The 24936-nt window shown below is 38.4% G+C and carries 23 protein-coding genes and 4 pseudogenes; 2 read left to right on the top strand and 25 right to left on the bottom strand.

Features of this window, described 5'->3' with window-relative positions; all coding sequences use genetic code 11:
* Window positions 1-14: 14 nt before the first annotated feature.
* The 4 genes from KG732_RS08165 to KG732_RS08150 form a co-directional block, all read right to left on the bottom strand.
* Entirely contained in the window at window positions 15-2441 is a 2427-nt protein-coding gene (locus KG732_RS08165) for a polysaccharide biosynthesis tyrosine autokinase (RefSeq protein ID WP_213522337.1), read from the bottom strand.
* 9 nt (window positions 2442-2450) lie between these two features.
* Entirely contained in the window at window positions 2451-3233 is a 783-nt protein-coding gene (locus tag KG732_RS08160; RefSeq protein WP_300980395.1) for a polysaccharide biosynthesis/export family protein, read from the bottom strand.
* Between the two features lie 20 nt (window positions 3234-3253).
* Window positions 3254-5203 (bottom strand): nucleoside-diphosphate sugar epimerase/dehydratase, encoded by a 1950-nt coding sequence (locus tag KG732_RS08155; protein WP_213522328.1) that lies wholly within the window; start codon window positions 5201-5203, stop codon window positions 3254-3256.
* Between the two features lie 62 nt (window positions 5204-5265).
* On the bottom strand, window positions 5266-5442 hold the full coding sequence (locus KG732_RS08150; RefSeq protein WP_213522326.1) for a hypothetical protein: 177 nt from the start codon (window positions 5440-5442) through the stop codon (window positions 5266-5268).
* 134 nt (window positions 5443-5576) lie between these two features.
* Here KG732_RS08150 and KG732_RS08145 point away from each other — a divergent pair, with 134 nt between their 5' ends.
* Window positions 5577-5999: a hypothetical protein gene (locus tag KG732_RS08145; RefSeq protein WP_213522324.1), complete on the top strand. Its 423-nt coding sequence runs from the start codon at window positions 5577-5579 to the stop codon at window positions 5997-5999.
* Entirely contained in the window at window positions 5992-6282 is a 291-nt protein-coding gene (locus tag KG732_RS08140; protein WP_213522322.1) for a hypothetical protein, read from the top strand. Before KG732_RS08145 ends, KG732_RS08140 begins: the two co-directional genes overlap by 8 nt.
* A gap of 37 nt (window positions 6283-6319) precedes the next feature.
* Here the strand turns inward: KG732_RS08140 and KG732_RS13080 are convergent.
* From KG732_RS13080 to KG732_RS08040, 21 genes and pseudogenes are all read right to left on the bottom strand, one after another.
* A pseudogene (locus tag KG732_RS13080) lies at window positions 6320-6682 on the bottom strand (DegT/DnrJ/EryC1/StrS family aminotransferase); the annotation flags it as partial.
* Complete coding sequence (locus tag KG732_RS13160; RefSeq protein WP_367271492.1) at window positions 6571-6903, bottom strand: sugar transferase; 333 nt, start codon at window positions 6901-6903, stop codon at window positions 6571-6573. The gene KG732_RS13160 and the pseudogene KG732_RS13080, both read right to left, overlap by 112 nt.
* 353 nt (window positions 6904-7256) lie before the next feature.
* Window positions 7257-8450 carry an AAA family ATPase gene (locus KG732_RS08130; RefSeq protein ID WP_213522318.1) on the bottom strand — a complete coding sequence of 398 codons (1194 nt, stop codon included), beginning with the start codon at window positions 8448-8450 and terminating at the stop codon, window positions 7257-7259.
* 613 nt (window positions 8451-9063) lie between these two features.
* Complete coding sequence (locus KG732_RS08125; RefSeq protein ID WP_213522316.1) at window positions 9064-10260, bottom strand: AAA family ATPase; 1197 nt, start codon at window positions 10258-10260, stop codon at window positions 9064-9066.
* A gap of 339 nt (window positions 10261-10599) precedes the next feature.
* Window positions 10600-11086 (bottom strand): annotated as a pseudogene (locus KG732_RS08120) (DegT/DnrJ/EryC1/StrS family aminotransferase); the annotation flags it as partial.
* Between the two features lie 18 nt (window positions 11087-11104).
* Window positions 11105-11938: pseudogene (locus KG732_RS08115) on the bottom strand (Bro-N domain-containing protein).
* 100 nt (window positions 11939-12038) lie between these two features.
* Window positions 12039-13181: a DegT/DnrJ/EryC1/StrS aminotransferase family protein gene (locus KG732_RS08110; protein ID WP_213522312.1), complete on the bottom strand. Its 1143-nt coding sequence runs from the start codon at window positions 13179-13181 to the stop codon at window positions 12039-12041.
* A 27-nt stretch (window positions 13182-13208) separates the two neighbouring features.
* Window positions 13209-13754, bottom strand: a pseudogene (locus KG732_RS08105) (sugar transferase).
* 13 nt (window positions 13755-13767) lie between these two features.
* Window positions 13768-14781 carry a 3-oxoacyl-ACP synthase III family protein gene (locus KG732_RS08100; RefSeq protein WP_213522310.1) on the bottom strand — a complete coding sequence of 338 codons (1014 nt, stop codon included), beginning with the start codon at window positions 14779-14781 and terminating at the stop codon, window positions 13768-13770.
* On the bottom strand, window positions 14781-15530 hold the full coding sequence (locus KG732_RS08095) for an SDR family NAD(P)-dependent oxidoreductase (protein ID WP_213522308.1): 750 nt from the start codon (window positions 15528-15530) through the stop codon (window positions 14781-14783). The genes KG732_RS08100 and KG732_RS08095 overlap by 1 nt, the downstream gene beginning before the upstream one ends.
* Entirely contained in the window at window positions 15523-16539 is a 1017-nt protein-coding gene (locus tag KG732_RS08090; protein ID WP_213522306.1) for a 3-oxoacyl-ACP synthase III family protein, read from the bottom strand. The genes KG732_RS08095 and KG732_RS08090 overlap by 8 nt, the downstream gene beginning before the upstream one ends.
* A 2-nt stretch (window positions 16540-16541) precedes the next feature.
* Entirely contained in the window at window positions 16542-16760 is a 219-nt protein-coding gene (locus tag KG732_RS08085; RefSeq protein ID WP_213522298.1) for an acyl carrier protein, read from the bottom strand.
* 13 nt (window positions 16761-16773) lie between these two features.
* A complete protein-coding gene (locus KG732_RS08080) occupies window positions 16774-17418 on the bottom strand; it encodes a hypothetical protein (protein WP_213522296.1) in 645 nt (214 codons plus the stop codon).
* A 1-nt stretch (window position 17419) separates the two neighbouring features.
* Window positions 17420-18019, bottom strand: coding sequence for a sugar transferase (locus tag KG732_RS08075; protein WP_213522294.1), 600 nt, complete (start codon window positions 18017-18019; stop codon window positions 17420-17422).
* Window positions 18012-19262, bottom strand: coding sequence for a glycosyltransferase family 4 protein (locus KG732_RS08070; protein WP_213522285.1), 1251 nt, complete (start codon window positions 19260-19262; stop codon window positions 18012-18014). Before KG732_RS08070 ends, KG732_RS08075 begins: the two co-directional genes overlap by 8 nt.
* Window positions 19263-19265: 3 nt before the next feature.
* Window positions 19266-20447, bottom strand: a complete 1182-nt coding sequence (locus KG732_RS08065; protein WP_213522283.1) for a glycosyltransferase — start codon at window positions 20445-20447, stop codon at window positions 19266-19268.
* A 9-nt stretch (window positions 20448-20456) separates the two neighbouring features.
* Window positions 20457-21587, bottom strand: a complete 1131-nt coding sequence (gene wecB, locus KG732_RS08060) for a non-hydrolyzing UDP-N-acetylglucosamine 2-epimerase (RefSeq protein WP_213522281.1) — start codon at window positions 21585-21587, stop codon at window positions 20457-20459.
* A 4-nt stretch (window positions 21588-21591) separates the two neighbouring features.
* A complete protein-coding gene (locus KG732_RS08055; RefSeq protein ID WP_213522279.1) occupies window positions 21592-22008 on the bottom strand; it encodes a WxcM-like domain-containing protein in 417 nt (138 codons plus the stop codon).
* Window positions 22009-22023: 15 nt separating this feature from the next.
* Entirely contained in the window at window positions 22024-23169 is a 1146-nt protein-coding gene (locus KG732_RS08050) for a capsular polysaccharide biosynthesis protein CapF (protein WP_213522277.1), read from the bottom strand.
* Between the two features lie 210 nt (window positions 23170-23379).
* On the bottom strand, window positions 23380-24387 hold the full coding sequence (locus KG732_RS08045) for a polysaccharide biosynthesis protein (protein WP_213522275.1): 1008 nt from the start codon (window positions 24385-24387) through the stop codon (window positions 23380-23382).
* Window positions 24388-24390: 3 nt separating this feature from the next.
* Window positions 24391-24924 carry a DapH/DapD/GlmU-related protein gene (locus tag KG732_RS08040; protein ID WP_213522273.1) on the bottom strand — a complete coding sequence of 178 codons (534 nt, stop codon included), beginning with the start codon at window positions 24922-24924 and terminating at the stop codon, window positions 24391-24393.
* Window positions 24925-24936 lie beyond the last annotated feature (12 nt).

Here is a 24936-nt window from a genome sequence, read left to right as displayed (position 1 = left end):
AGGGTCTTTTATTTCTAGCTTCCCTTCTTTTGCAACTTGTTCTTCCAAGCCTCCCAAAAAGTCACTCTATCTTCACCGTAAGCATAACCGTATTTATACGCATACTTATACCCATATTTAGAACCATACCCAAACTGATCCATCTTTACATTATTCAATACAAAGGCTATATTCGTCAGTTTGCCTTCTTTAACGGAATTGGCTATAAATTCTAACAGGTCTTTATCGGTATAATTGGCTCGAACCACGTAAGCGACCACATCAGCATACTTGCTGATGAGCAAGGTGTCGGTCACCAATATGGTCGGTGCACTGTCGATAATTACCAAATCATAGTGCTCCTTAGCCTCATCAAATAAGCTAGTGGTTCTATCTTGCATCCAAAGTTCGGCTGGATTAGGCGGGATGGCTCCGGACACTAAAAGGTCCAGATTGGCATTGGTAACAGAAGTAAAGGTCAGCTCCTTTAACTTTTTTTGATCATCAGTAAGGAACTCCGTCACCCCAGGGGTTCTTTTGGATACCTGATCATAGTACCGGTGCAGTTGCGGGTTCCTGATATCGGCTCCTATCAGCAGGACCTTTTTACCGCTATAAGCAAAGGTATTGGCAAGATTAAAGGAGGTTAAGGTCTTTCCTTCCCCTTTAATGGTAGAGGTGACCAATACTACTTTAGTCCTATCGTGTGGCACCGCATTAAGCTTGTATTGCAAGTTCGTCCTTATAATTCTAAAAGATTCTGCTGCGATAGAACGGTCGTTCAAGTGTATGTGATTGCTCGTCTCTTGATCGATTTTAGGAATTTCTCCGAGAATGGTGGTGTTGGGCAACTTGCGTTCTAGATCTGTTCTGGATTCTATTTTATTGTAAAAAATCGAGCGACCATAGATGATTGCTCCTGGAAGCAATAAGCCCAATAGCAGTGTGGCGAGGTAAATGATATTGGATTTTGGGGACACTGGCGTGAGCGATGCCATAGCAAAGTCAACCACTTTGGCTTTAGGAGCAGTTACCGCAAGCGAGATGGCGGTAGTTTCCTTTTTTTGAATCAACAATAAATAAACCGACTCGACCACTACCCGTTCTCTTTCAATATCCCTGTTGACCCGTTCATTTTCAGGCACATCTGATATTTTACCCGAGACCTTGTTGAGTTCTTTATTCAAGCTTTGTTGTTGTAATTGAATAGCGCTGATCACGTTGTCCAGAGAAAGTAAAATAGCTTCTTTGGAACTCGCAATTTCAGTAGCTAATCTTCTAAGCACCGGATTGTCAGAAGTGGCATTTTCTTGAAACCTCAAGTATTCTTGAATCAAGACATTATAGGTAGCCGATGCCCGTTGCAGGTCCAAATTTTCTAAGCCTACATTTTCTGGAATAAAATCCAAGTTCTGTTCTTGTAATTTGACTTGTAGTAACTTTGCTATTTTTAACTGAGTTGCTACTTCCACCACCTCCCTGCCCAAACCAGCAGAAAATTGTAGGTTGATTTCGGATTCTGCCACCAGATCCGTAAGATTTTCGGAGGTTTTAAAGCGTTGTATGCCTCGTTCCAAACTGTCGAGGTCTTTCTGTACTTCTACAAGACGCTCTTCAATAAATTGGGCCGTATTTTGAGCCACTTCATTGATGTCTTTAATGGCATCTTGATTGTACACCATGACCAGGTTATTGAGCAGGTCTTCAGCTTTTTCTTTTACAGGATCGGTGATGCTCAACTCCAATACACTGGATCGTTGATCTGTTGTAGCGATGCTCAACCTTGATTTGATGGACTCGGCTATTTTTCGGATGGGGTGAATCGCAATAAACAGCTCCCTGGCTGCTTCTAGTTCCTCGGCAGTTCCTGCTCCCCAAACGCCAAAATTCGGGTGGTTGGGCACTACCACCACATTCCAATCTTGGATAGCAAACTCGGCTCCATAGGATTGGATCTCGTATTGGTCTGCTTCTAGGCTTTTGATTTTAAAGGTGGTTGCATCTACAGGTTCTAGCACCAAAGTCATGGAGGTTTCCAACCCCTCTGCAGCGGTATCGTCCAACATGGTCAGCGTTACAGGGCTTTGTTTATACACTTCAGAGGCTTTGATCCTTCCGGTTTGGGAATAGACCACATTTAAATCCAGGTTGTGAACTACTTGTCGGATCAATCGGTAAGAATGTAAAATCTCTACTTCATTTTCTACCGTATTGAACGAACTTCCTAAAAGGTTGAGGTCATCTAAAGCCGAAAGTTCGGAAAGACCTCCGCCTCCTTTGGCATCTTTTAATACAATTTTTGCTGTGGCTTGGTATTGGTTGGTGGCATACCTTAAATAGATAAATCCCGCAACGACAAAAACAATAGCACTCAAGAGGAACCAGGGCCAATACTTGAGGTATTGGTATACTTGATCTTTTAAATTTACGTCTTGTTGCTCTTCAAAATTGGTGGTGTTCATAGTGAGGTCTTAATTTCTGGAAATAATCACAATTAGGGATAACAAGATGGAAGCTATAGAAACGTAAAGAGAGGCATTTCTATTAAAACCAGCCGCTTGTACTTGCGCATAGTTGGGTTCTACCACCACTACATCGTTTTGCTGCAGGTAGTAAAAGTCAGAATCTATAAAATCTGAAGTGGTTAAATCAACCCGATGAGAAGTTTGTACCCCATCCACATCTCTTAAAATAGTAATGTTTTTTCTATTGCCGTAAATGGTCAAATCACCGGCTTGCCCGAGTACCTGTAATAAGGTGATGCGGTTGTAGTCCAGGTTAAAGGTACCAGGTCGGTTGACCTCTCCCAGCACGGTCACTTTAAAATTGACGATCCTCACATCTACCACGGCGTCCTTGACAAAGCCCTCCCTAATTTTGGATTGTAAAAAAACGGTCATTTCTTCTCGGGTTTTTCCTGCGGCTTCTATAGTTCCTAAAAGAGGGAACACCAACGTTCCATGGTTGTCCACCAAATACCCAAATAACTGTCCTTGTTGTCCAATTCCGTTTAAACTGCTTTGATTGGTGATTCCGATCAGTTGGTTAAAGGGCTGCACCAGCTCCATATTTTCACTAGTAACACTAATTCGTAGAATGTCGTCCTTTTTAATGATGGATTGGTAATTCAGTTCGTTATCAGTTAAGGAGGTATCAATATCTTGCAGGTACAAGAGACGTTTCTTGGGTACACAAGAAGAAATCAACGCAATGCCAAGAATAAGCAGAACTGCTTTAAATAAGTTATGTTTCATGTGGGTAAAGGTAAGAAATTCTAAAGAGTTGCGTTGTGATCCAGTAGCTCAAAAACGCTGTTTTTACTAATAAATTCAGGAACCAGTTGTTTGATTTGATGCACGACGGCTTCGTCCTTCTCCTGTTGCAATGCTGTTGTGATTTGGGTTAGGTGAGTTACAAGTTTTTCATAAGGCATGGTTTGATCTTTAACGATCATTATTTTATGATGGTGGGTAGGCAAGCTGGTAGAAGCGTCGGTCAACAACTCTTCATATAATTTCTCACCAGGTCGCAAACCGATGATTTGTATATCAATATCGGCATAAGGTTGTAGCCCAGAGAGTTTGATCATGCGTTTGGCAAGGTCCATGATCTTTACAGGCGGTCCCATATCAAACACAAATACCTCCCCTCCTTTTCCCATAGTACCTGCTTGAAGCACTAACTGACAGGCTTCTGGGATGGTCATAAAATAACGTATGATATCCAGATGAGTAACGGTTACCGGACCACCGTTTGCAATTTGCTTTTTAAAATAAGGAATCACAGATCCGTTAGAGCCCAATACATTTCCAAAACGAGTCGTGATGAACTTGGTGTGGGCAGGAATGTGTTGTTGTAAGGACTGCACATACATTTCGGCAGCCCTTTTGCTGGCTCCCATCACATTGGTTGGGTTTACGGCTTTATCGGTACTGACCATCACAAAACGCTCCACCTTATAGGCCACTGCGAGATCTGCCAGGTGTACCGTTCCTAAAATATTGACATGAACCGCTTCTTTGGGATGCTCTTCCATCATGGGAACATGCTTATAAGCCGCCGCGTGAAAAACAACAGAAATGCTGTGGTCTTTAAAAATTTGTTCCAAGCGATCCTTCTGACGCACATCGGCCAAGATGACCTTATAAGAGATGGTTGGAAAGTGTTCCTTTAACTCCAATTCCAAATCGTACAACGGAGATTCTGCTTGATCCAATATCAACAGGCATTTGGGATGGTAGTTGGAGACTTGTCGGGAGATTTCGCTTCCTATAGAGCCCGCAGCACCAGTAATTAATACCACGCGATCGTTCAAATACTTAGAGATTTCAGCATCTTCTAGATGCAGGACTGGCCTTTCCAGCAAGTCTTCAATTTGAATCTCTTTAATTTTTAAACTAAGGTCTTCTTGATCCACCCATTGGGTGATGTCGGGCACATAAAAGACTTTTAGGTCATGAGCCAGGGCTTGATCCACCAACTCATTTTTTCTCTTTAGCGATAGCGGCGTACCCGCAATGATCAATCCCGTGACTTTCATGGGAGCGATGATTTTATAAAAGCTGCTGCCGTATTTGATGATGGGTTTTCCCAAAATCTTGATGCGTTGGTGGTCCTTTTTAAAAGAGACAAATCCCATCAAATTAAAATTTTGGTTTTGGGAGGTGGTTAAAGCTTCCGCCAAGGCGATGCTGTCGTCGTTAACCCCTACAATAAGCACGTCATGGCCTTTAAGATTGGTATTGGAGAAGAAAGAATAGGCTTTTTTTACGGCCAACCTAAAAGAAAAAAGAGCCGTAAACGTGATGGACAGGTGCACTATTAAAAAAGGCATTAAAAAGACCTCTTGACCGTATAAAAAATAATACGTGAAATTGATAGCGATTAAAAACAACATGGCCAAGGAGCAGGCCATCACGATTTTAAAAACATCAACAAAAGTACTGTGGCGTATCAAACCGGAATACGTACTAAATGTAAAAAAAGAACCCAGGTAAACCAATAGTAGGAATGCGACTTGTTGGTTGATGGACAACACTTCATAAAAAGTCGAATTCAAGTTTTCAATAAGGAAAAAGGAGAAATAGCCAGAACAGAGTACCAATACCAAGTCGATAGCAACTACTATCCAACGAGGCAAGTACCTAAAATTTTTGAATTGAAGGCTGTTATCTCCATTCCAAAATACCTGTGCGATTCTGTTTTTGAGGTATTCAATTTTCATATAGCCTGCAAAGTTACATTAAAATGTACCTTTTTATTAGGTAAGATTAGGTAAAATTGAAGTTATTTTTTTGGGCGGGCTTTTTGAATACCAAGTGCAACAGCGGCTACAGCAGCTATGAACCATCCCGAAATGGGTGCGGTATCATCTACATCAGGGGGGAAATCCACTTGGGCACTGGCATGGCTTGCCATTACCAAAAAAAGAAGTGCGACAGGACTCCATATGGTTACTTTCATGATAGATTTTTTTGGGTGGTACAGGCCTTTAGCTGCCTAGAAGGTAGTAAATGTAACTATAGCTATAATAGGATCACCTGTTGCAACAATAAAATCGATGAAATACACTTTAAAATGACGTTAATGCGTTTACTGTGTGTTTGGTCGTTGTGGCTTCGGGATCTAGTCCCAGTCCCAGTCCCAGTCCCAGTCCCAGTGCCAGTCACGGTGCCCGTGCCAGTCCCAGTCCCAGTCCCAGTGCCAGTGCCAGTCCCAGTGCTAGTCCCAGTCCCAGTCCCAGTCCCAGTCACAGTGCTAGTCCCAGTCCCAGTGCCAGTGCCAGTCACGGTGCCGGTGCCAGTCCGAGTGCCAGTGCCAGTGCCGGTGCCAGTGCCAGTCCCAGTCTCAGTCCCAGTCCCAGTGCCAGTGCCAGTGCCAATGCCAGTCCCAGTCCCAGTGCCAGTGCCAGTCACGGTGCCGGTGCCAGTCCGAGTGCCAGTGCCAGTGCCGGTGCCGGTGCCAGTCCCAGTCTCAGTCCCAGTCTCAGTCCCAGTGCCAGTGCCGGTGCCGGTGCCTGAGGCTCTCGAAGGCATAAGGCCTCGGGTTTCCAGTCCCAGTCCCAGTCCCAGTCCCAGTGCCAGTCCCAGTGCCAGTCACGGTGCCAGTGCCAGTGCCAGTCCCAGTGCCAGTCCCAGTCCCAGTGCCAGTCCCAGTGCTAGTCCCAGTGCCGGTGCCAGCCTCCGGGCTTCGGGATCTAGTGCCAGTTCCGTGGCTTCGAGTGCCTCAGCCACCGGGCTTCGAGTGCATTTCGAGAACCTCAATGAACACCTCAGCCACCGGGTTTCTGCTGCCGGTGCCTGAGGCTCTCGAAGGCAAAAAACCGCCTTAGGGCGGTGAGTTATGGTTGAAAGCAATGGTGAATGACTTGACGTATTCGGGAGCGATCGGAATCGGTGAGGTTGGAGCCGCTGGGCAGGCACAACCCGTTGTCAAATAAGGTCTCAGCAACCTTACCTCCATAGTAAGGAAAATCTTTGCATAGGGGTTGTAAATGCATGGGCTTCCATAAGGGTCGGGATTCTATGTTTTCTTTTTCTAAAGCAAGCCTAATATCTTATCTTGTAATGCCTCCTGTTTTTGAGGGATCTACTAGTATAGCGCTGAGCCAGTGGTTCGAAAAAACAGCTGGGTCGTGTGCTGCATGCACTCGCACACCCGCGATGCCGTTAAACACCTCTTGATAAAAGTGATGCATCCGTTGATTAAATTGGGCAATTCATCCAAGCTTAACTTGCGCAGTAAGCGTCCAATTTTAAGGACATACTGTTCTGGGTTGGTTAACAAATGGGTGGCCACATTTGGTGTGTTTTTTTTCATGCTGCGAAACTTGTATATGTTGAAAAACGAATAGTTGATGCCTACCCTGTTCTGCTTAAAAAAAACAGGAAAGCCGTCTTCGAAGAATATGAGTAGGGCTACCATTATGAATATGGGGGAAAGTAAGAGGAGCATGATAAGTGAGAGGATTCTGTTTAACATTTTTTATTCGTTTAATCGTTTCCCATCGATACTTCGACTCCGCTCAGCACAGGCACTTCGACAACGCTGAGCACAGGCACTTCGACTCCGCTCAGTGCAGGTACTTCGACAACGCTCAGCACAGGTACTTCGACTACTCTCAGCACAGGTACTTCGACTCCGCTCAGCACAGGTACTTCGACTCCGCTCAGTGCAGGTACTTCGACTCCGCTCAGCACAAGCTACTTGGACTTCCCTCAGTGCAGGTACTTCGACTCCGCTCAGCACAAACTTGCTCAGGGTGACGGTTAACTCATTTAATATAGCAACCCAAACATCCATAGGGGAAGCGTATTCAACATTGGGAGTTCCATATCATCCTTTACAATCCACGCATTTTCCAGCCCACTAATCTGCTTTTGGCTTTTTCCTTTACCTCCCACTTCAAAGGTATATATGCCATTCACCAAAAAATCGCCATGTTTTGGCAGCTGCACTTTATGTAATGACCGTAACTGCGATAGAAAAAAAGTTTCGCGAACCGTCCCAATATTAGACTGTTCTTCAGCAAGGGCGGCCAACAAAGTTGTATTGTTCAGGAATATTTTCTCAGGCTTTTGTAAAACTGCAGTGCTAATGCCCGCAGAAAACAGTAAAGATATTATTTTGGCTTGTTCCAGATAATACAAGTAATTATTTAAAGAATTTCTGTGAATGCCCGTTTTGGCTGCCAAGGTCGTTATATTTGGTTTGAACGGCACTTGTTGGGCAATTATATAAACCAGCTGCAACAATTTTCTGGCATTGCGAATATCGAAATCTTTCAATTCGGCCATATCAACTTCCACGATAGTTCTTATCAATTGATTGATGCGTTGGTGAACCGATGGCACATCCGCTAAACCAAATGGGTAATAACCGTAGTTTAAGTAATTGCCAAAATGGGCCAGCGGGCGAAAATCTTTAGGAATCATCATTTTAACTTTGACGGTATTAAAAAGTAACTCGTCTAAACTAATTATGGGTAAATCAATAATACCCTGCAAGGATAAGTACTCCCTGTATGATAAGCCCGGCAGTTCATACATCAATGCCCTTCTGCTTAAATCGCCTTCTTGCTTAGAAATATCAATAATGGAAGAACCCGTAAAAATAATTTTTAAGTCGGGGAAGAAATCATATATGTTTTTTATTTCCAACGACCAATTTTTATATTTGTGCACTTCATCCAATGCCAAAATGACACCTCCATTTTTATGGAATTGGGTAACGGTATCTTTTAAGGTATGTGCAGTAAAGTACAAGTCATCCAATGAAAAATAAGCTGCTTTCTCAACCGGCAGGTGTTGCGCTTTTACCCATTGCAGCAATAGCGTGGTTTTGCCTGTTCCCCTTGCTCCCTTAATGCCAATTAAACGGTTACTCCATTTAATGACATCAAATAAATAGCGCTTAAAATCGAGGTTTACACTCGCTATTAATCGGTCTGACTGTTCTAATAAAGTGATCATATTGCATATTCTATTGTGCAAAAATATTATAAAAATGCATATTCTAATGTGCATTTTTGTAATTATTCGTTTATTTGCCCTTTAATGTTTACTCTTTGAATCGTGTAAATGTTTTCCTTCACTTCGGCTCCGCTCAGTGCAGGCTACTTCGGCTCCGCTCAGTGCAGGCTACTTCGGCTCCGCTCAGTTGCCTTTCTTTTAACATTTTCTGAAAGAACCGAATGTTTTCAACAAACCCTCTTTTGCGGCAATGGGGATTTTTATGACGTTGAAAACGGGCTGTTGGCTTCCCTCTAGCCCCCAAAGGGGAATGGCTTGGAAGTGACGAAGACGTTGAAAACTGGCTGTTAGCTTTTGGCTTTTAGCCATTGGCACTCTGACCTTCTCAAACTTCTTTAAAATCTTTGCGATTTGTTCTGGATTAAATCTACTTTTTCTCGTGCTTTTTTTACGGTTTAAAATTATTAGTTTTTCTACTTTTATTCCGTACTATTTTTGGGGGAGCTTACAACAATACCCCATAAAATGATGATAAATGGACTCAAAAGTAGCAAGCCAAAAAATGAAAAAACAACATCAAAAAAAACGAATCATATTACTTTTATACTATTTATTAATACATAAAACCAAAAAGCCATAATGGAATCTTATTTTCAAATCCATACTCGATATCATCAACAACCAGATACGAATTTTCGAGTGTAGCAATCTGTTTATTTGTTTTGTTCTTGCCTCCTATTTCAAAAAAATAAGTATCGTTCACCTTGAAATCGGTTTGCGCTGTATAGGTAACTTTATGATTGTAAACCAATTGATTCATAAAAAAGGTTTCTCTAATATTTCCTAAATTTGCATTATTTTTGGCTAATATGTAAACTAGATTCGTGTTTTCTAAATACACTTTTGATGGTTTTTGTAATCTACTAATTCCGTATGATTCTTTAAATAAATTACGAGTTAATCCAATTTCGGACAAGTAATGTAAATAGGACAATAAGGTGGCTCTATTGATATTGATTTTTTCACTCAGTTTACTCACGTTTGGCATAAAGGGTACAGATTCGGCAATGATCACTAAAAGTTGTTTTACTTTAGCTATATAAGCCAATTCTACTCCTCTAAGCAGTGGCAACTCAATTTCTAACATCATGTTAATTACTTCACCAAGGCGAATATCATACAAGTTTGGTTGTTCTCTGTAAAATGGATAATAGCCCTGTTGTAAATAGGTTTCAAAATACTGGAATGGTTTTATTTTTTGATGTATTTTTTGTGCTTCGTTGACATGATTATTTAATAGTTGTTCTAACGATAGGATATCAAAATCAACACCTGTTTCCATCCGCAAATATTCTCTAAAAGAAAATCCTTGCATTTCGTACACTACAGCTCTTCTGCTTAAATCAGCCCTTGCATTTAAAATTTCTAACAAAGAAGAACCTGTAAAAACAACTTTTAAACTAGGATAGTCGTCATATATGTTTTTTACTACTTGAGACCAGCCCGGGTACTTATGAACCTCATCTAAAAAAAGATGTTCCACCCCTCTTTTAGTAAAATAATCTACTAAGTCTATCAGTGAATTGGTGTTAAACCAAATCGAATCCAAACTCACATAGAGTGTTTTTTCTAATTGATCTGACAGATGAAGCTTGATGTATTGCAAAAGTAAGGTTGTTTTACCAATACCTCTAGCCCCTTTTATGCCCACAAGTCTTGCCTCCCAATTGACTTTATGCATCGTATCCCTAACAAAGCTTGTATCAGTTGCGTCTAATTTTTTATAAAATTTACCTACTAAAGATTCCATTTTTGTTTGTTCTATTATACAAATATATGCTTTTTTTGTTTATTAGACTAAACAGAAACTGTTTTATATAAACTTTAACCAGTTGAGGAGTTGAGGGTTTAAGGTTTAGGTGTTGAGACTAAGACGATGACGATGACTAAATTAAACTTTTAAACTCCCAAACTATTAAACTATTAACTCCCAAACTCGCGAAGCGGTAAAAAAAAAGCAAAAAAAAACCACCCTAAGGCGGTGTATTGTGCTTGAAAACAAAAAAATCCGCTAAGAGCGGATATGGTATTAACGAAAAGCTAATTGCTGAATGCTATCAGCTTAAGTGAATGTTAAAATATTAATCGATTATTCAAAAATCGCTTTAATTGCCTTGGCAATTCTATTCCTGTCTTCTTCTGTAAGATTGGGGAACCTGAGGGCACACAATCCATTTTCAAATAGTGTTTCCGCAACTTTGTTTCCATAATAAGAATACTTCTCAAACACCGGCTGCAAATGCATGGGTTCCCACAACGGACGAGATTCGATGTTGGCGGCTTCAAAAGCCAAACGCAAAGTTTCACGAGTAATCCCGTTCGTTATAATAGGATTTATCAAAATTGCACTCAACCAATAATTAGCAAAATAATCGTCATTAGGAGCTGTAAAAACGGTAACTCCTGAAATATCTTGGAACAATCCCACATAAAAATCATGCATGGCTCTCCTTAAAACAACATGAGCACCTAATACTTCCATTTGGCCTCGACCAATTCCTGCACAAATAGTACTCATGCCGTAATTGTACCCTGTATGGCTGTTTTGATAATGGGGTGGGTGCGTCTCTAGATTGTTCTTCTTTGCAAATCGATTACTGTTTTTTATTTTTCTCTTGCAAAACCTGTTTTGCATTCAATCCTGTTACAACTTTTTTACCTGTTCTTGCTTCCAATTCTTGGAGAGCTACTTTGGCTACATTACCTCCTTGTTGAGCCACTTTTTGACTCTCATCAAAACTTTTAGGATTTACGGCTTGTGAAATATCTTTGGTAGAAGCCTCTGCCAACATGTTTAAAATCAACTCCGTATTAGTCATATTATCCCTCAGGTTTTCTTTTTTCAATCCCTTCAAGATTTTAAACTCTTTCGTCGTTTTATTTGACTAGGCTTTGGTAATAATATCGGTTAATGTGGCAAATTGAACTCCTTCTTTCAGCCCTTTGTTTTTCCATTCATCGGTCAGTTCTTTTCGGATTTCAATACTTTTCAGTCGTTGATTGATCCAACTTTCTGAATAACCCAATAGCAAATACTGTTCTAAGGCACGATCGATAGTCAGTTCAGGATCTTGCATCTCATCCAAGCGTTCTGATGCTATTTGTGCCAACCAAAGCTTAAAAGGTTCCGCTGTTGGTGAAGGTATCGATTGTATCAGTCTGAAAAGCTGCTCGGTATCTGCCACATCGGTTTTATAATATTTACCGTCTGAAGATTGCATTTTCAGTTGACTACAATTTGTAGTCAACTCGCTTCCTTCTTTTTTTAGTCGTGTTTTTAAAACACTCCAATATTTTCTCGCATTTTGAGAATCCGTCAAAACAGCAATAGTATCTACAATTGAGAAATACCATTTCTCCTGTTCCGAATCCCAAAGAGTGCGTACTTTTTTGTTTTCGAATAACTGTAAGGCTTGGCGTTGTGTCATACTCAATATTTTTAAAAGTTTACTTTTACAAAGATCGTATTTTAATTATAATGCTCACTTTTCAACTTTAAGTTTAGAACTGACAATAGCTAACCGATAACTACAAACCGAAAACTCCCCTCACAACCACCGCAATCCTCCCCCTGTCTTCTTCTGTAAGATTGGAGCCGCTGGGCAGGCACAATCCGTTTTCAAATAAGGTCTCAGCAACCTTACCTCCATAGTAAGGAAAATCTTTGCATAGAGGCTGTAAATGCATGGGCTTCCATAAGGGTCGGGATTCTATGTGTTGTTTGTCTAATGCGAGTCTGATATCTTCTCTGCTGATGCCTCCAGTTAAGGAAGGATCTACCACTATAGCGCTGAGCCAGTGGTTGGAAAAAACAGCTGGGTCGTGCGCTGCATGCACTCGCACACCAGCGATGCCGTTAAACAGCTCTTGATAAAAGTGATGCATCCCACGACGTAAGGCGATGTGCTTGTCCAGCACTTGCATTTGGCCGCGACCTATACCGGCACTGATGTTGCTTAACCTATAATTATACCCCACTTGGCTGTGTTGGTAATGCGGTGCTTCATCCCGTGCTTGAGTGGCTAAAAATATGGTTGTATCCTTTACTTCTTTAGTAGGACACACCATGGCACCACCACCACTGGTCGTAATGATTTTATTCCCATTAAAGCTCAAGATCCCATAATCCCCAAAGGTGCCACATTTTTGGCCTTTATACGTGCTGCCTAAAGCTTCGGCACTGTCTTCTATAACAGGTATTTGGTTCGCTTTCGCGAAAGCGTGGATCTCCTCTACCCTATAAGGCATCCCATATAAATGCACCGCAAGAATGGCTTTGGGTTTTTTACCTTTAGCAATGCGGTCCGCTACCGCTTCTTTTAAGGCAACCGGACACATGTTCCAAGTCTGCTCTTCACTGTCCACTAGGATAGGAGTGGCACCCAGGTATTGTACTGGATTGGTCGTGCCACAAAAGGTAAAGCTTTGACAAATCACCTCATCTCCAGGCCCTACACCGGCTTGAATCAAGGCCAAATGTATGGCTGCCGTACCACTAGATAGAGCTGCCACATGAGTATTTTCGCCTTGATAAGCTTCTAGATCCTTTTCAAATCCAGTAACATTAGGTCCTAAAGGGGCTACCCAATTGGTATCAAAAGCTTCGGTCACGTAATTTCGCTCCGTTCCTCCCATATGGGGGGAAGACAGCCATATTTTATCTAAAGACATCGTTTTAATTTATTTGGTAAAGGTAGTTTACTTGAAAAGAGATTTTAAAGTTAAGAGGATGATTTTTACATCATACCAAAAACTGCGTTGTTCCAGGTATTCTAAATTCATTTTTACTTTATCAGGAAAAATGATGTGATCGTTATACCCGTCCGGGTCGGGCTATTGTGCCAGCAATTCTTCTTCGTTGCGGTATTTAATAGCCGCCAGACTGGTTAAGCCAGGGCGCAGCTCTAGTACGTTTCTATCATCTCCTATAAGTTGGTCATAGTATCCAGGAAGATCGGGACGTGGTCCTACAAACGACATCTCCCCTTTCAGGATGTTGATGAGTTGTGGGAGCTCGTCGATTTTAAACTTTCTAAGAAAGGTGCCGATCTTAGTCACCTTCCCATCATGCATGGTTTTGAGTTTGTAGATGGTAAATGGCTTAGCCTGTTGGCCTATGCGTTGTTGAGTGAATAGGCCAAAAGATTTTGTTGATAATGCGGCAAAAAGTAAAGCTATTCCTATTAGGGGTAATAATCCTAAAAGTAGTATTATGGATAGTATAAAATCAAATACAGATTTCATACCTTAATCAACACTAACATAATTCAATGGTAACGGCTCCCCAAGAGTATCCTACGCCAAAACCTGCTAACAATATTTTTTCACCAGTTTTTATAGCTTCTTCATCTTGCAACGTCCGCAAGGCTATTTGTATAGTTGAGGAAACAGTATTCCCACAAAAATTCATACGTACAGGAAAACGATCTTGTTCAACCTTGATTTTTTTTCTCAGGTGATTCAACATGTAAGCGTTTGCCTGGTGAAAAACAAAATGGTTAATATCTTCCATTTGTAATGCATTCTTACTAACATTACTTCTGACAAGTTCAGGAACGTTAAGCGAGGTAAAATTGAATATTTCTGGCCCATTCATAAATAGATCAGCATCGGAAGTAGTATTTCCATAATCATCATCTACCTCTTGTGCTGTCATTTTAGGTTGTCTCATTCCTCCAGCTTTAACAATTAGATTCTCAGCTCCAGAACCATCTGTTCCTAAATCAAAGCCTCCAATCTTTGCTGATAATCCAAATACTTCATTAGAAATTAAAGAAGCGCTGGCTGCATCACCGAAGATGGTACGATTACCTTTATCAGACTTGTTCAAGAACTTGCTATAAGTCTCACCACAAACTAACAAAACATTATTTGCAATTCCCGAGGCTATCAACCCTTTTGCAAGGCTCAATCCATATATAAACCCAGAACAACCTAAATTAAAGTCTAACGCACCGCAAGATTTTCTCAAACCCAACTTATTCTGCATGATACAGGCGCTTGTAGGTAAAAAATAATCAGGACTTTGGGTACAGAATAATAAGTAATCAATAGAGCTAGCGTCTATATCATATTCCTGAAATAATAAATTTGAAGCCTTAATACCCATATCTAAAGATGTTTCATCATCTGCAGCAATATGGCGTTCATTAATACCTATTTTCTTAGCTATTTTCTCAACAGACCATTCTGGAAATTCAGTTGCAAGATCATCATTAGTTAGAATTTTTTCTGGTAAATAATAGCTTATATGATTTATATATGATTCCATCATCTTAATGTAAGTCCTCCATCTAGTTTAATATCTGTTCCAGTCATCCATTTTGATGCTGGTGATAGAAGAAATATGACCGTTGAAGCGACATCCTCTGGAGAACCATAACCACCAAGCGGATAATTTTTCTTGTCTAATTCTATGTCTTCTGAGCTACTGTCAATCGAATCTATCAATTCAGTTTCTATCATGGCAGGTAATATAGTATTTACTCTTATTTTTTTAGGAGCAAGTTCTAAGGCCATTGTTTTTGCAATACCACAAATAGCGCTCTTACTTGCTGCGTATGAACTATTCCCTATATAAGTAATCGCAGGGCCCGAAATAGAAGAAATAAATACTATAGATGATTCTTTATTAATTTTCTTTTTCTTAATTAAATGTTTAGAAAGCATTACCGGAGCGATTAGATTAGTATCAAGAATAGTTCGCAAAGAATCTTCTTTTAAAAAACTAAATAACTGAGACTCTACAATTCCAGCAGAGTGAACAACACCATCTATTTTAGGCAAATCATTACAAAGGTTTAATACATCTTCACTTTTGTTTAAATCTATTGAGTAATAGGAATGCCCCTTACCATTTAACAATGACATTGACTGTTCTAAACGATTAATATTTCTACCCAGCAACAACACTATTGCTCCAAAGTTCGAACATGCAATAGCTATTGACTTACCTATACCACTGCTTGCACCAGTAACTAATATAGTTTTACCATCAAGTGAAAAAGTATTTTTATCCATTATAAATACTATTATTAATCTTACAGTCCGCAGTTAATTCAACTATTGCGCTGGCCCAAGAAAGCCCTACTCCAAAACCGCATAAAAAAAGCTTTACTTTAGTACTTATTGATATTAGTTGACTTGTTATAGTTAAAGGAATAGTACTACAACTGGTATTTGCATAATCAAATAGACAATAAGGCACTTGTTCTTCAGTTGCTTTTATTTTTTTTCTGATTTTCTCATTCATAAATTTATTTGCTTGATGCAAAATGAAATAATCAAAATCTTCAACAACAGCTTCTTGAGAGAGCATGAATGACTTAATAGCCTTAGGAACCGTTGTTATACCAAAAGAAAAAACATCCATACCATTTAAGTATAAGGTTTTCTCTCCATGCTTATCTTTAGATTTGAACCCACCTTCTTGTACTTTGATTGCCTCACAACCAGATCCATCGCTGTTTAAATCAAATGTCATTTTCTGCCCCTCATTAGATTTAACTAACAGGGTTGCGCTTCCTGCATCACCAAATAAAGGATATGTAGCAGAGTCTGATGGTTTACATAATTTAGAAATAGTGTCTCCTACCAATAACAACGCTTGTGCATCCTTATTGAAAGAATTAGATAATAAAGAAGAAATTATAGATAACCCATAAACATAACCAGAACATCCCAAATTAACGTCAAAGGCAGCCACTGTTGATTTTAAACCTAGTCTATCTTGCAGTATAGTAGCACTTGCCGGTAATACGTAATCTGGCGTTTGAGAAACAAAAACCAAAAACTCTATATTATCTTTATCAATTTTATTTTCTGAAATCAACTTTTGAGCTGCATCATAACATAAATCGGCTGCTGTTTCATGAATTGCTATATGTCTATATCTAATACCAGTATTATCTAGAATTTTCTCTCCTTGCTGACGTCCAATATAATCATCATTTAAATTATCCATCTTAACTTTAGGAACAGATGTATATATGGCATCTATTGAAATATTTGCAACTTGAGATAATGACATATTTAAGCGTTAACTAATTTATATAAGTCTTCAATAGTGTTTGCGTTTTTAATATCGTCACCATTTATGGTAATTTCATACTCTTCATCCATCATTGCTATGATCGAAAGAGCAATCATTGAGTCCCATTCATCTAGATCCTTAAATTTAGTATCTTTACTAAATTCATTTCTTTCAGTTTCATCAATCTGTTCTGCAAAATTGTTAATAAAATCTTCCATTTTTATATTTTTTTTAAAGATCGAGCCTTTTAGCAGGAATACCAAAATATTTCCTGTTGTTCTTAATGCTTTTTGTTAATAATGAATTTGCTAGTATTGTATTGTTGTCGCCCATTTTCTTACTTTGAACAAAACTTGCTCCCATAGAAAATGAATTGAAATCGCCTATAGTGACATCTCCAGAAATTTGAATCCTAGGCATAAAACTATTGAAATTACCTATCACAGTATCATGCCCTACTGCACACAGAGAATTGAAAAAATTAAAATCACCTATGTTCACTTGGCAAGAAATGATAGTGCCATTAGCAAGTACGTTACCAATACCTAATACTGTTCCATATTCTATACTTACATTAGGATGAATTAATGAGGGATAACTGTAGTTACGCTTTTGCGAAAGCGTATTATAAATCTCACTAACAATCTGCCGATTTGCCATTCCAAAAGTAATAGAAGTGTCTTCTGGTAAGTCGATAAGTAAATCTGTCACTGTCCCTTTACATGGAATACCTGCTATGACATCGTACTCCTCTACAAACTCATCATCATAAAACCCTATTACCTGATAAGTATCTTCAACTTGATTGATGGCATTGATCAATGTCCAGACCTCTCTACCGAGCCCACTAGCACCTATTATCGCGATGTTTTTCATCTTATCCTTTAAATGGTTTTGTAGTAGCCTGACCTGCGGTATTGATTCCTTCAGAAATAAAAACCTTTTTTATAGTCCTTAAGATAATTTTTAAATCTAATAAAAAAGATTGATTTTCCACATACCAAACATCATAATTAAACTTTTCCTCCCAAGAAATAGCATTTCTACCATTCACTTGTGCCCAACCCGTTATGCCTGGCTTTACTTCGTGTCTTCTTTTTTGTTCTTTATTATATAAAGGTAGATATTCTGGTAATAATGGCCTTGGACCAATTAAACTCATATCACCTTTAATGACATTAAGTAATTGAGGTATTTCATCTAAAGAGGTTTTTCTAACAAATTTTCCTACTGCTGTGAGCCTTAGTGAATCCGGCAGTAAATGGCCTTGAGCATCCTTTTTATCGTTCATGGTTTTGAACTTTACAATCTTGAAGATTTTCCCATCCTTACCCGGGCGTAACTGAAAAAAGAAGGGTTTGCCGTTGTTGGCAAGATATAATCCTAAAGTAACTATCAGGAATATCGGACTCAATATTAGCAAGCCTAAAAAACTAGCCAAAAAATCAATAAAAGGTTTAAAAAAAGATTTATACATTTTTTTCCAGTCTTTTATATTCGGCTAAAATGGCTTCCCAAACCAAGTGTTGCTCGTAACGTGAAACAATCATTGGGCGGGCGTTTTGTTGTAACTGTTTGTCATAATTGTCATCCGCTATCATTTTTTTCATGGCATTGTATAAAGCATTCGTATCTTTCACCGGTATGATGGTGCCGTTTTGTCCTTCTATGATGATTTCATTGCAACCGTTGATGTTGGTGACAATGCTGGGCAATCCCATAGCGCCGGCCTGCATCACCACATTGGGAAAACCTTCTCGGTAACTGGGGAATGACAAACAGTTGCTGATTGCCAAATAGGGACGAACATCTTTTTGATAACCTACCGAAATAATGTTTGGGTTTTCATCTATTTCAAGCAAGGTGTTTTTATGAAGCGGATCGAGGTCTGTTTCTAAGGGACCGACTAGTAAAAGTTTTGGGTTATGAGTTGTGAGTTGTCGGTTTTGTAAACCGGTAGATGAATTTTGCTCGTTATTTGAAAACTTTATATCGCCTTTATTCAAACTTTTGACTTTTGACTTTTGCCTTTGAACTTTTTTAAATGCCGCGACCAATTCATTGATGCCTTTATCGCCTACCAAACGGCCAACGAAAATAAAAGCAAAGTCATTTGGGTGTATGCCCAAGCTGTTTTTTAACTCTTGGTTTTGTTGCGCTGAAAAATTTTCGGGATTAAAATATGCAGTGTCTATACCGTTAGAGCTTCCATTGCCAAGGACTTTTAGTTTCGCTGGTTTGCAAAATTGTTCCTGGATGATGATTTCTTTTAAACCAAAAGAATTTGGGTAAATATGTGTGGCGCAAGCGTAGGTTGCTTTTTCAACGGCATTTAGCAGTTTTCTTTTACTGCCGGTAGCTTCCAACAAGGGCAAACCTGCGATGGTGTGCAAACGATGCGGCACACCCGCCAATTTAGCTGCCAACATACCCAATGTTCCCGCTTTTGGGGTATGCGTATGCACCATCAATGGTTTTTCTTTTTTGAAATAGCTGTACAACTGCCATACCGCCTTCAAATCTTTAAAAGGCGTAATTTTACGGGTCATTTCCACGTGAAATGTAGATGCTTCCTGCAATTTTGCCACACGCTCTAAATTAACCTTGTCGGATGAAATTGCAGTAACATTATAATACTGCTTCATAAAACGTAGCTGGTTCTCCAGCAACTTTTCTAAAGACATTGGAACGGTGGTGATACGAATTAGCTTCTTTAACATAATTTAATTAAACAAATTATTTATAAAACCATTAAATTCATTCTTATAAGAATTAAAATGAAACTTATTATATAAATAACACTTATTCTTGATTTCAATTAATAATTCTTTATCACTATTAATCGCTTTAATTAAAGATATATCCAATTTATTATCTGTACTACTATCAATTAAGTACCCTAATTCTCCTTCTTTTAAGAATTGTGTAATATTACTAGATTCATTTGTCAACACAGGAGTACCACATGAAATCGACTCCACAAACTTAGTTGGGAATCCTGCTTTATTTACAAGATTATTTTTTCTTAAAAATATTGAATAATCTGAGTTTTTAATTTCTTCAATGGCAACTCTGTGTGATTTACGGCCTTCAAAAAAGACATTGTCAATAATATTTTTTGGAATTATTTCAACGCCAAAATTTATAAAGTATTCCTCTTTAGTAATTCCAATTATTTTTAAATTAAAATCTCTTGTCCTGCTCTTTATTCTTGACAACGATTGAATAATTGTATCCAAACTATCTTTAATTCCATTGCCAGGTGACCCAACATAAATTAAATTACAAATATCATTTGGAATATAATCAACTTTGTTCCACTTTTGCGAATTTTTATCAATCAATGGTGGTAATTGAATTATATTATTACTTGACTTATAGAATTCAGTTAAATATTTACTAATTGTTATTAATCCATCGACCCTTTTATGTAAGATATTCATGCGTAAATAGGTGTCAAAACCTTTAATTAATTTAAAAAACAGATTGCCTTCCGGTTGGTACCATTCTGTGACATCAGCTATAAGTTTAATATTATTTTTATTACAATATTTTAATAACTTCCATAAAGAAACTGCTGGGTAATTATAAGCCACGATTATGTCAACATTAGCTTTTAAATCATTCTCTACTACATTCCTGACAAACTTTAAATCTGTAATAAATTTAAACCAATCACTTTTTGAATAAGGATATTTTTGAGGTTTAGAATGATATTCTAAGCCTTCAATTACCCTTTTTTTTATTAGAGGATTATAACTAGAATTAGTATAAACACCAATAAAAAATACTTTATAGCCTAATGTTGAAAATAATTTAGCATTAGCTATAACCCTCTGAGCAGCTGCATTTCTATCCGGTAATTCAAACCCGCCAACGTATAATATATTTTTATCTTTAACCATAAATTAAAATCAATTATTCCAAACTACCCTATTCACATAATCAGTATAAGATAAAATAATTCTCAGCACTTTATCAGACACATTTGGCATAGAATAATCGGCTACCGGTCGCAACGTTCTTTCTTCACCCCTTTTTTGTGTCTTTAGTATTTCCAAAGCCTGCATAATGCGTTCAGGATTTAATCCAACCATCATTACGGAAGTCTCTTCCATGGCTTCAGGACGTTCGTGGACTTCCCGTATATTTAATGCCGGGAAATTCATAATGGAGGATTCTTCTGAAATGGTACCGCTATCCGACAACACTACTTTGGCATTTTTTTGCAAATGATTGTAATCATGAAATCCCATAGGTTTCATTAATTGAATCAAGGAGTTAAATTTAACCCCTGTTTCATTAATTTTATTTCTTGTGCGTGGATGTGTTGAAACAATAATCGGTAATCCGTATGTTTCCGCAATGGCATTCAAACTTTCAACCAACTTTATAAAATTGCCGGAATTGATATTTTCTTCCCTGTGCGCTGAAACGACAAAATAATTTTCCTTTTGTAATCCCAATGTCGCCAATACCTTTGAATCGTCGATTTGTTTGCTGTACGCAGCCACCACTTCGTAAATGGGAGAGCCCGTTTTTATGATTCTGTCGGCTGGCAAGCCTTCGCGCAATAAATATTCCCTGGCAATATCACTGTAGGTCATATTAATATCACTTATATGGTCTACTATTTTTCTGTTGGTTTCTTCGGGCACACGTTGGTCAAAACAACGGTTTCCAGCTTCCATATGAAAAATAGGAATTTTTCTTTTTTTGGCCGCAATGGCACACAAACAGGAATTCGTATCGCCTAAGACTAGAAAGGCATCTGGATGTTCTTCTTCTAGAATTGGGTCAATATTGATTAGTATCTGTCCAGCCGTGGTGGTGGCATTGGATCCTGCCGCATTAAGAAAATGATCGGGTTTACGGATGCCTAAATCTTCGAAAAAAACTTCATTCAATTCGTAATCGTAATTCTGACCGGTATGGACTAAAATATGTTCAATTGCAGAAGATTGGTCTAATGCGATTAATACTCTTGAAAGTCTAATTATTTCTGGTCGCGTCCCAACAACCGTAATCACTTTTAATTTTTTCATTACTCTATTGTGTTGTAAAATAATTTTTATCGAATCTATATTCATCACTAACTTCTCCAAGTAAATAATCTGACATCGCCAATAACTTTGAGTCTTTCTTAAGTGCCTGAATACTGCTTACAAATCCTGGCGGCACGCATAAGATATCTAAACCCTCATTTAATTCAAATATAGAACTCTTATGTTTTGGATTTGGTTTTTCCCAATCATCAATTTTTATAAGCTTGATTTGAAATGCTCCTTGAATAGCTGAAAACCATCTTCTTTCAATAGAATGTCCCTGCCAGGCTCTGATTAATGAGGTGTCTATATTTTCAATGGTGTAGATTCGCTTTATTGCTGAGGCGTCAAATTCATTATTATAGTGAATTTGACCCCTTTTATCCTGATGATGACCTCCTTTAATAAGTTTTGGCTGCATTTTACTATACTATCTTTATACAATTTCAAAATACGTATCCGGTTGCTCTGGGTCGAATATTTCGTTGACCCACATCACCGTTACCATGTCTGTATCCCCTAAATTTTCGATATTATGAGTGTATCCTACAGGAATATCCACTACTTCAAGTTTTTCTCCCGACACCACGTATTCAACAACATCTGAGGGCTCATCTACTTTTCTAAAGCGTATGACCCCGGAACCGGACACCACCAGAAATTTTTCATTTTTTGTATGGTGCCAGTGATTCCCTTTCGTTATGCCTGGTTTAGAAATATTAATGGAAACCTGACCTCTGTCTGGAGATTTAATAAATTCAGTGAACGATCCACGTTCATCCACGTTCATTTTTAAAGGATAGGAAAACTGATCTTCCGGTAAATAGCTTAAATAAGTGGAATATAACTTTTTAGTGAAAGCGTCTAATAAATGAGGGACTTGCAGTGTGGATCGACTTTCCTTAAAAGATTGAATCAATTCGACAATCTCACCTAATTTAATCTGATGTTCTACTCCAACTTTGTAATAGTCTCCGGTTTTATTGGCTTTATCAACTAGACAATTTAGTAGTTCCTGAACCACATCATCTATGTAAACCAGCGTCATGTTAACATTTGGATCATTCACCGTAATAGGAAGGTTGTGTGCGATATTGTGACAAAAGGTAGCTGCCGCGCTATTATAATTGGGACGGCACCATTTTCCAAAAACATTAGGATAACGGTAAATAAATACTTTTGCACCAGTGTCTTTAGCATAATTCAATAACAAATCTTCTCCTGCTTTTTTGGATTCACCATACGGATTATTCAACTCCGCCTGTATGGATGATGAAATCATGATGGGACAAGTGTTATTATATGTCTTTAGTTTCTCATGCAATTCACTTGTAAACCCAAAGTTTCCTTCCATAAATTCTTTGGGGTCTTTAGGCCTGTTTACTCCTGCTAAATGAAACACAAAATCGGCATCTTTGCAATATTCATCTAATAAGGAAGGTTCGGTTTGTCTGTCGTATTCAAAAATACGCAGGTCTTTACAAAGTAGTGGATGTTTTACCTTTCCTTCTTTGATATTATTAAGTTCTGCCACCAGATTTTTACCAACAAAACCTTTAGCGCCGGTTATTAGTATGTTCATTTTATTATTTTTAATGCTTTTTCATGTCTAATATGAAACCTAAATTAAACTGAAAGTGTCACGTCGAGAGCAGTCGAGACACTTTTGTTAATACCTTCGTCTACACTTAGAAAGACAAAACATATTTTTTATATCTAACCGCTTTCCAGATAAATAAACATTATCTTATAGTAGTATGGTTATTACCTTTAAAAAGCTTGCGAAATAGATTTACTTAGGCATCATTTCCTGTACTATTGGCAGTTCTTTTAACAATTTTTTCATGCCTTCTACACCTTGCTGTTCTGTGTTATGAGAATTATAATCTTCTATGGCAGAAATAGCTTCTTCGCCTTCAGAGAAGTACTGCTCATAGTTTAAGTTTCTGTTGTCTGCAGGTATTCTATAGAAATCTCCCATATCTTCAGCCTTAATCATTTCTTCCCGGGTACACAGTGTTTCGTAGAGCTTCTCACCGTGTCTGGTACCAATGATTTTGATTTCATTATCCGCCTTGCATAGTTCTTTTACGGCCTGTGCCAAGTCACCGATATTTCCAGCCGGGGCTTTATTGACAAACAAATCACCAGCGTTTCCATTTTCAAAAGCAAACAGGACCAGTTCTACAGCTTCGTCTAAAGACATAAGAAAGCGTGTCATTTTAGGATCAGTGACGGTTAATGGCTTACCTGCTTTAATCTGCTCTAGAAAAAGCGGAATGACTGAACCCCTGGATGCCATCACATTGCCATAGCGTGTCAAGCAGACCGTAGTTTCTTTTAAGTTTCTAGAAGCAGCTGTAGCTACTTTCTCCATCAGGGCTTTAGATATCCCCATTGCATTGATGGGATATGCCGCTTTGTCCGTACTTAAGCAAATTACTTTCTTTACCTTGTTGAAAGCTGCCGCATCAATTAAATTTTGAGTTCCCAAAACATTGGTTCGGGTTGCCTCTAAAGGAAAAAATTCACAGGAAGGCACTTGCTTTAGTGCAGCGGCATGAAAGATGTAATCTACATCTCTTGTAGCCCGCTCCAGGCTATCGTATTGCCTGACGTCTCCAATGTAAAATTTTAACTTCTCGTTATTCAGCTGCTTACGCATGTCATCCTGTTTCTTCTCGTCTCGTGAAAAAATACGGATTTCAGAAAAATGATCAGTATGAAGGAAGCGTTTTAGTACAGCATTCCCAAAAGATCCTGTACCCCCAGTGATGAGTAAGGTTTTATTTTTTAACATAAGTTATTTCTTATAATTATAATATTCTTTTAAAGCCTTGTCTTTATCAACTGCATTAAGATGACCTAGTTTTAGTGATTTTTCTTTTAGGCTTTCAAAATATTCTTCTGAAGCTTTTATTTTCTTCGCTGGAACACCTGCATAAACAGAATTATCAGGTATGTTTTTTGTAACTACAGATCCTGCCCCAATAATACAGTTATTACCTATTACAACCCCGGGCATTATAATACTTCTTGCGCCAATATAAACATTGTTACCTATTGTTATTGGTTTTGTTATTTCTAAATCTGGTACTTTATCTCTAAATAACAACGTACCACCATCATGGGTAATAAACAAAACTTCTCTAGTGATGTGCACATTATTTCCTAAAGTAATACACCAAGGTTCTGTCCCAAACATTGATAAAGGATTACCATAGATATGTATATTATTACCCATATTGACTCCAATCCATTTAGCATACCCAACATGATCGAGCATCGCATATAATGATTTTAGAAAAAAATTAAAAATTTTAGTTATAAATTTCATTTTTAGTTTTTG

It is taken from the genome of Nonlabens sp. (genome assembly GCF_018401815.1).
GTDB lineage: Bacteria > Bacteroidota > Bacteroidia > Flavobacteriales > Flavobacteriaceae > Nonlabens.
The sequence above is the reverse complement of the archived record's forward strand: the minus strand, read 5'-3'. Positions and strand labels throughout refer to the sequence as shown.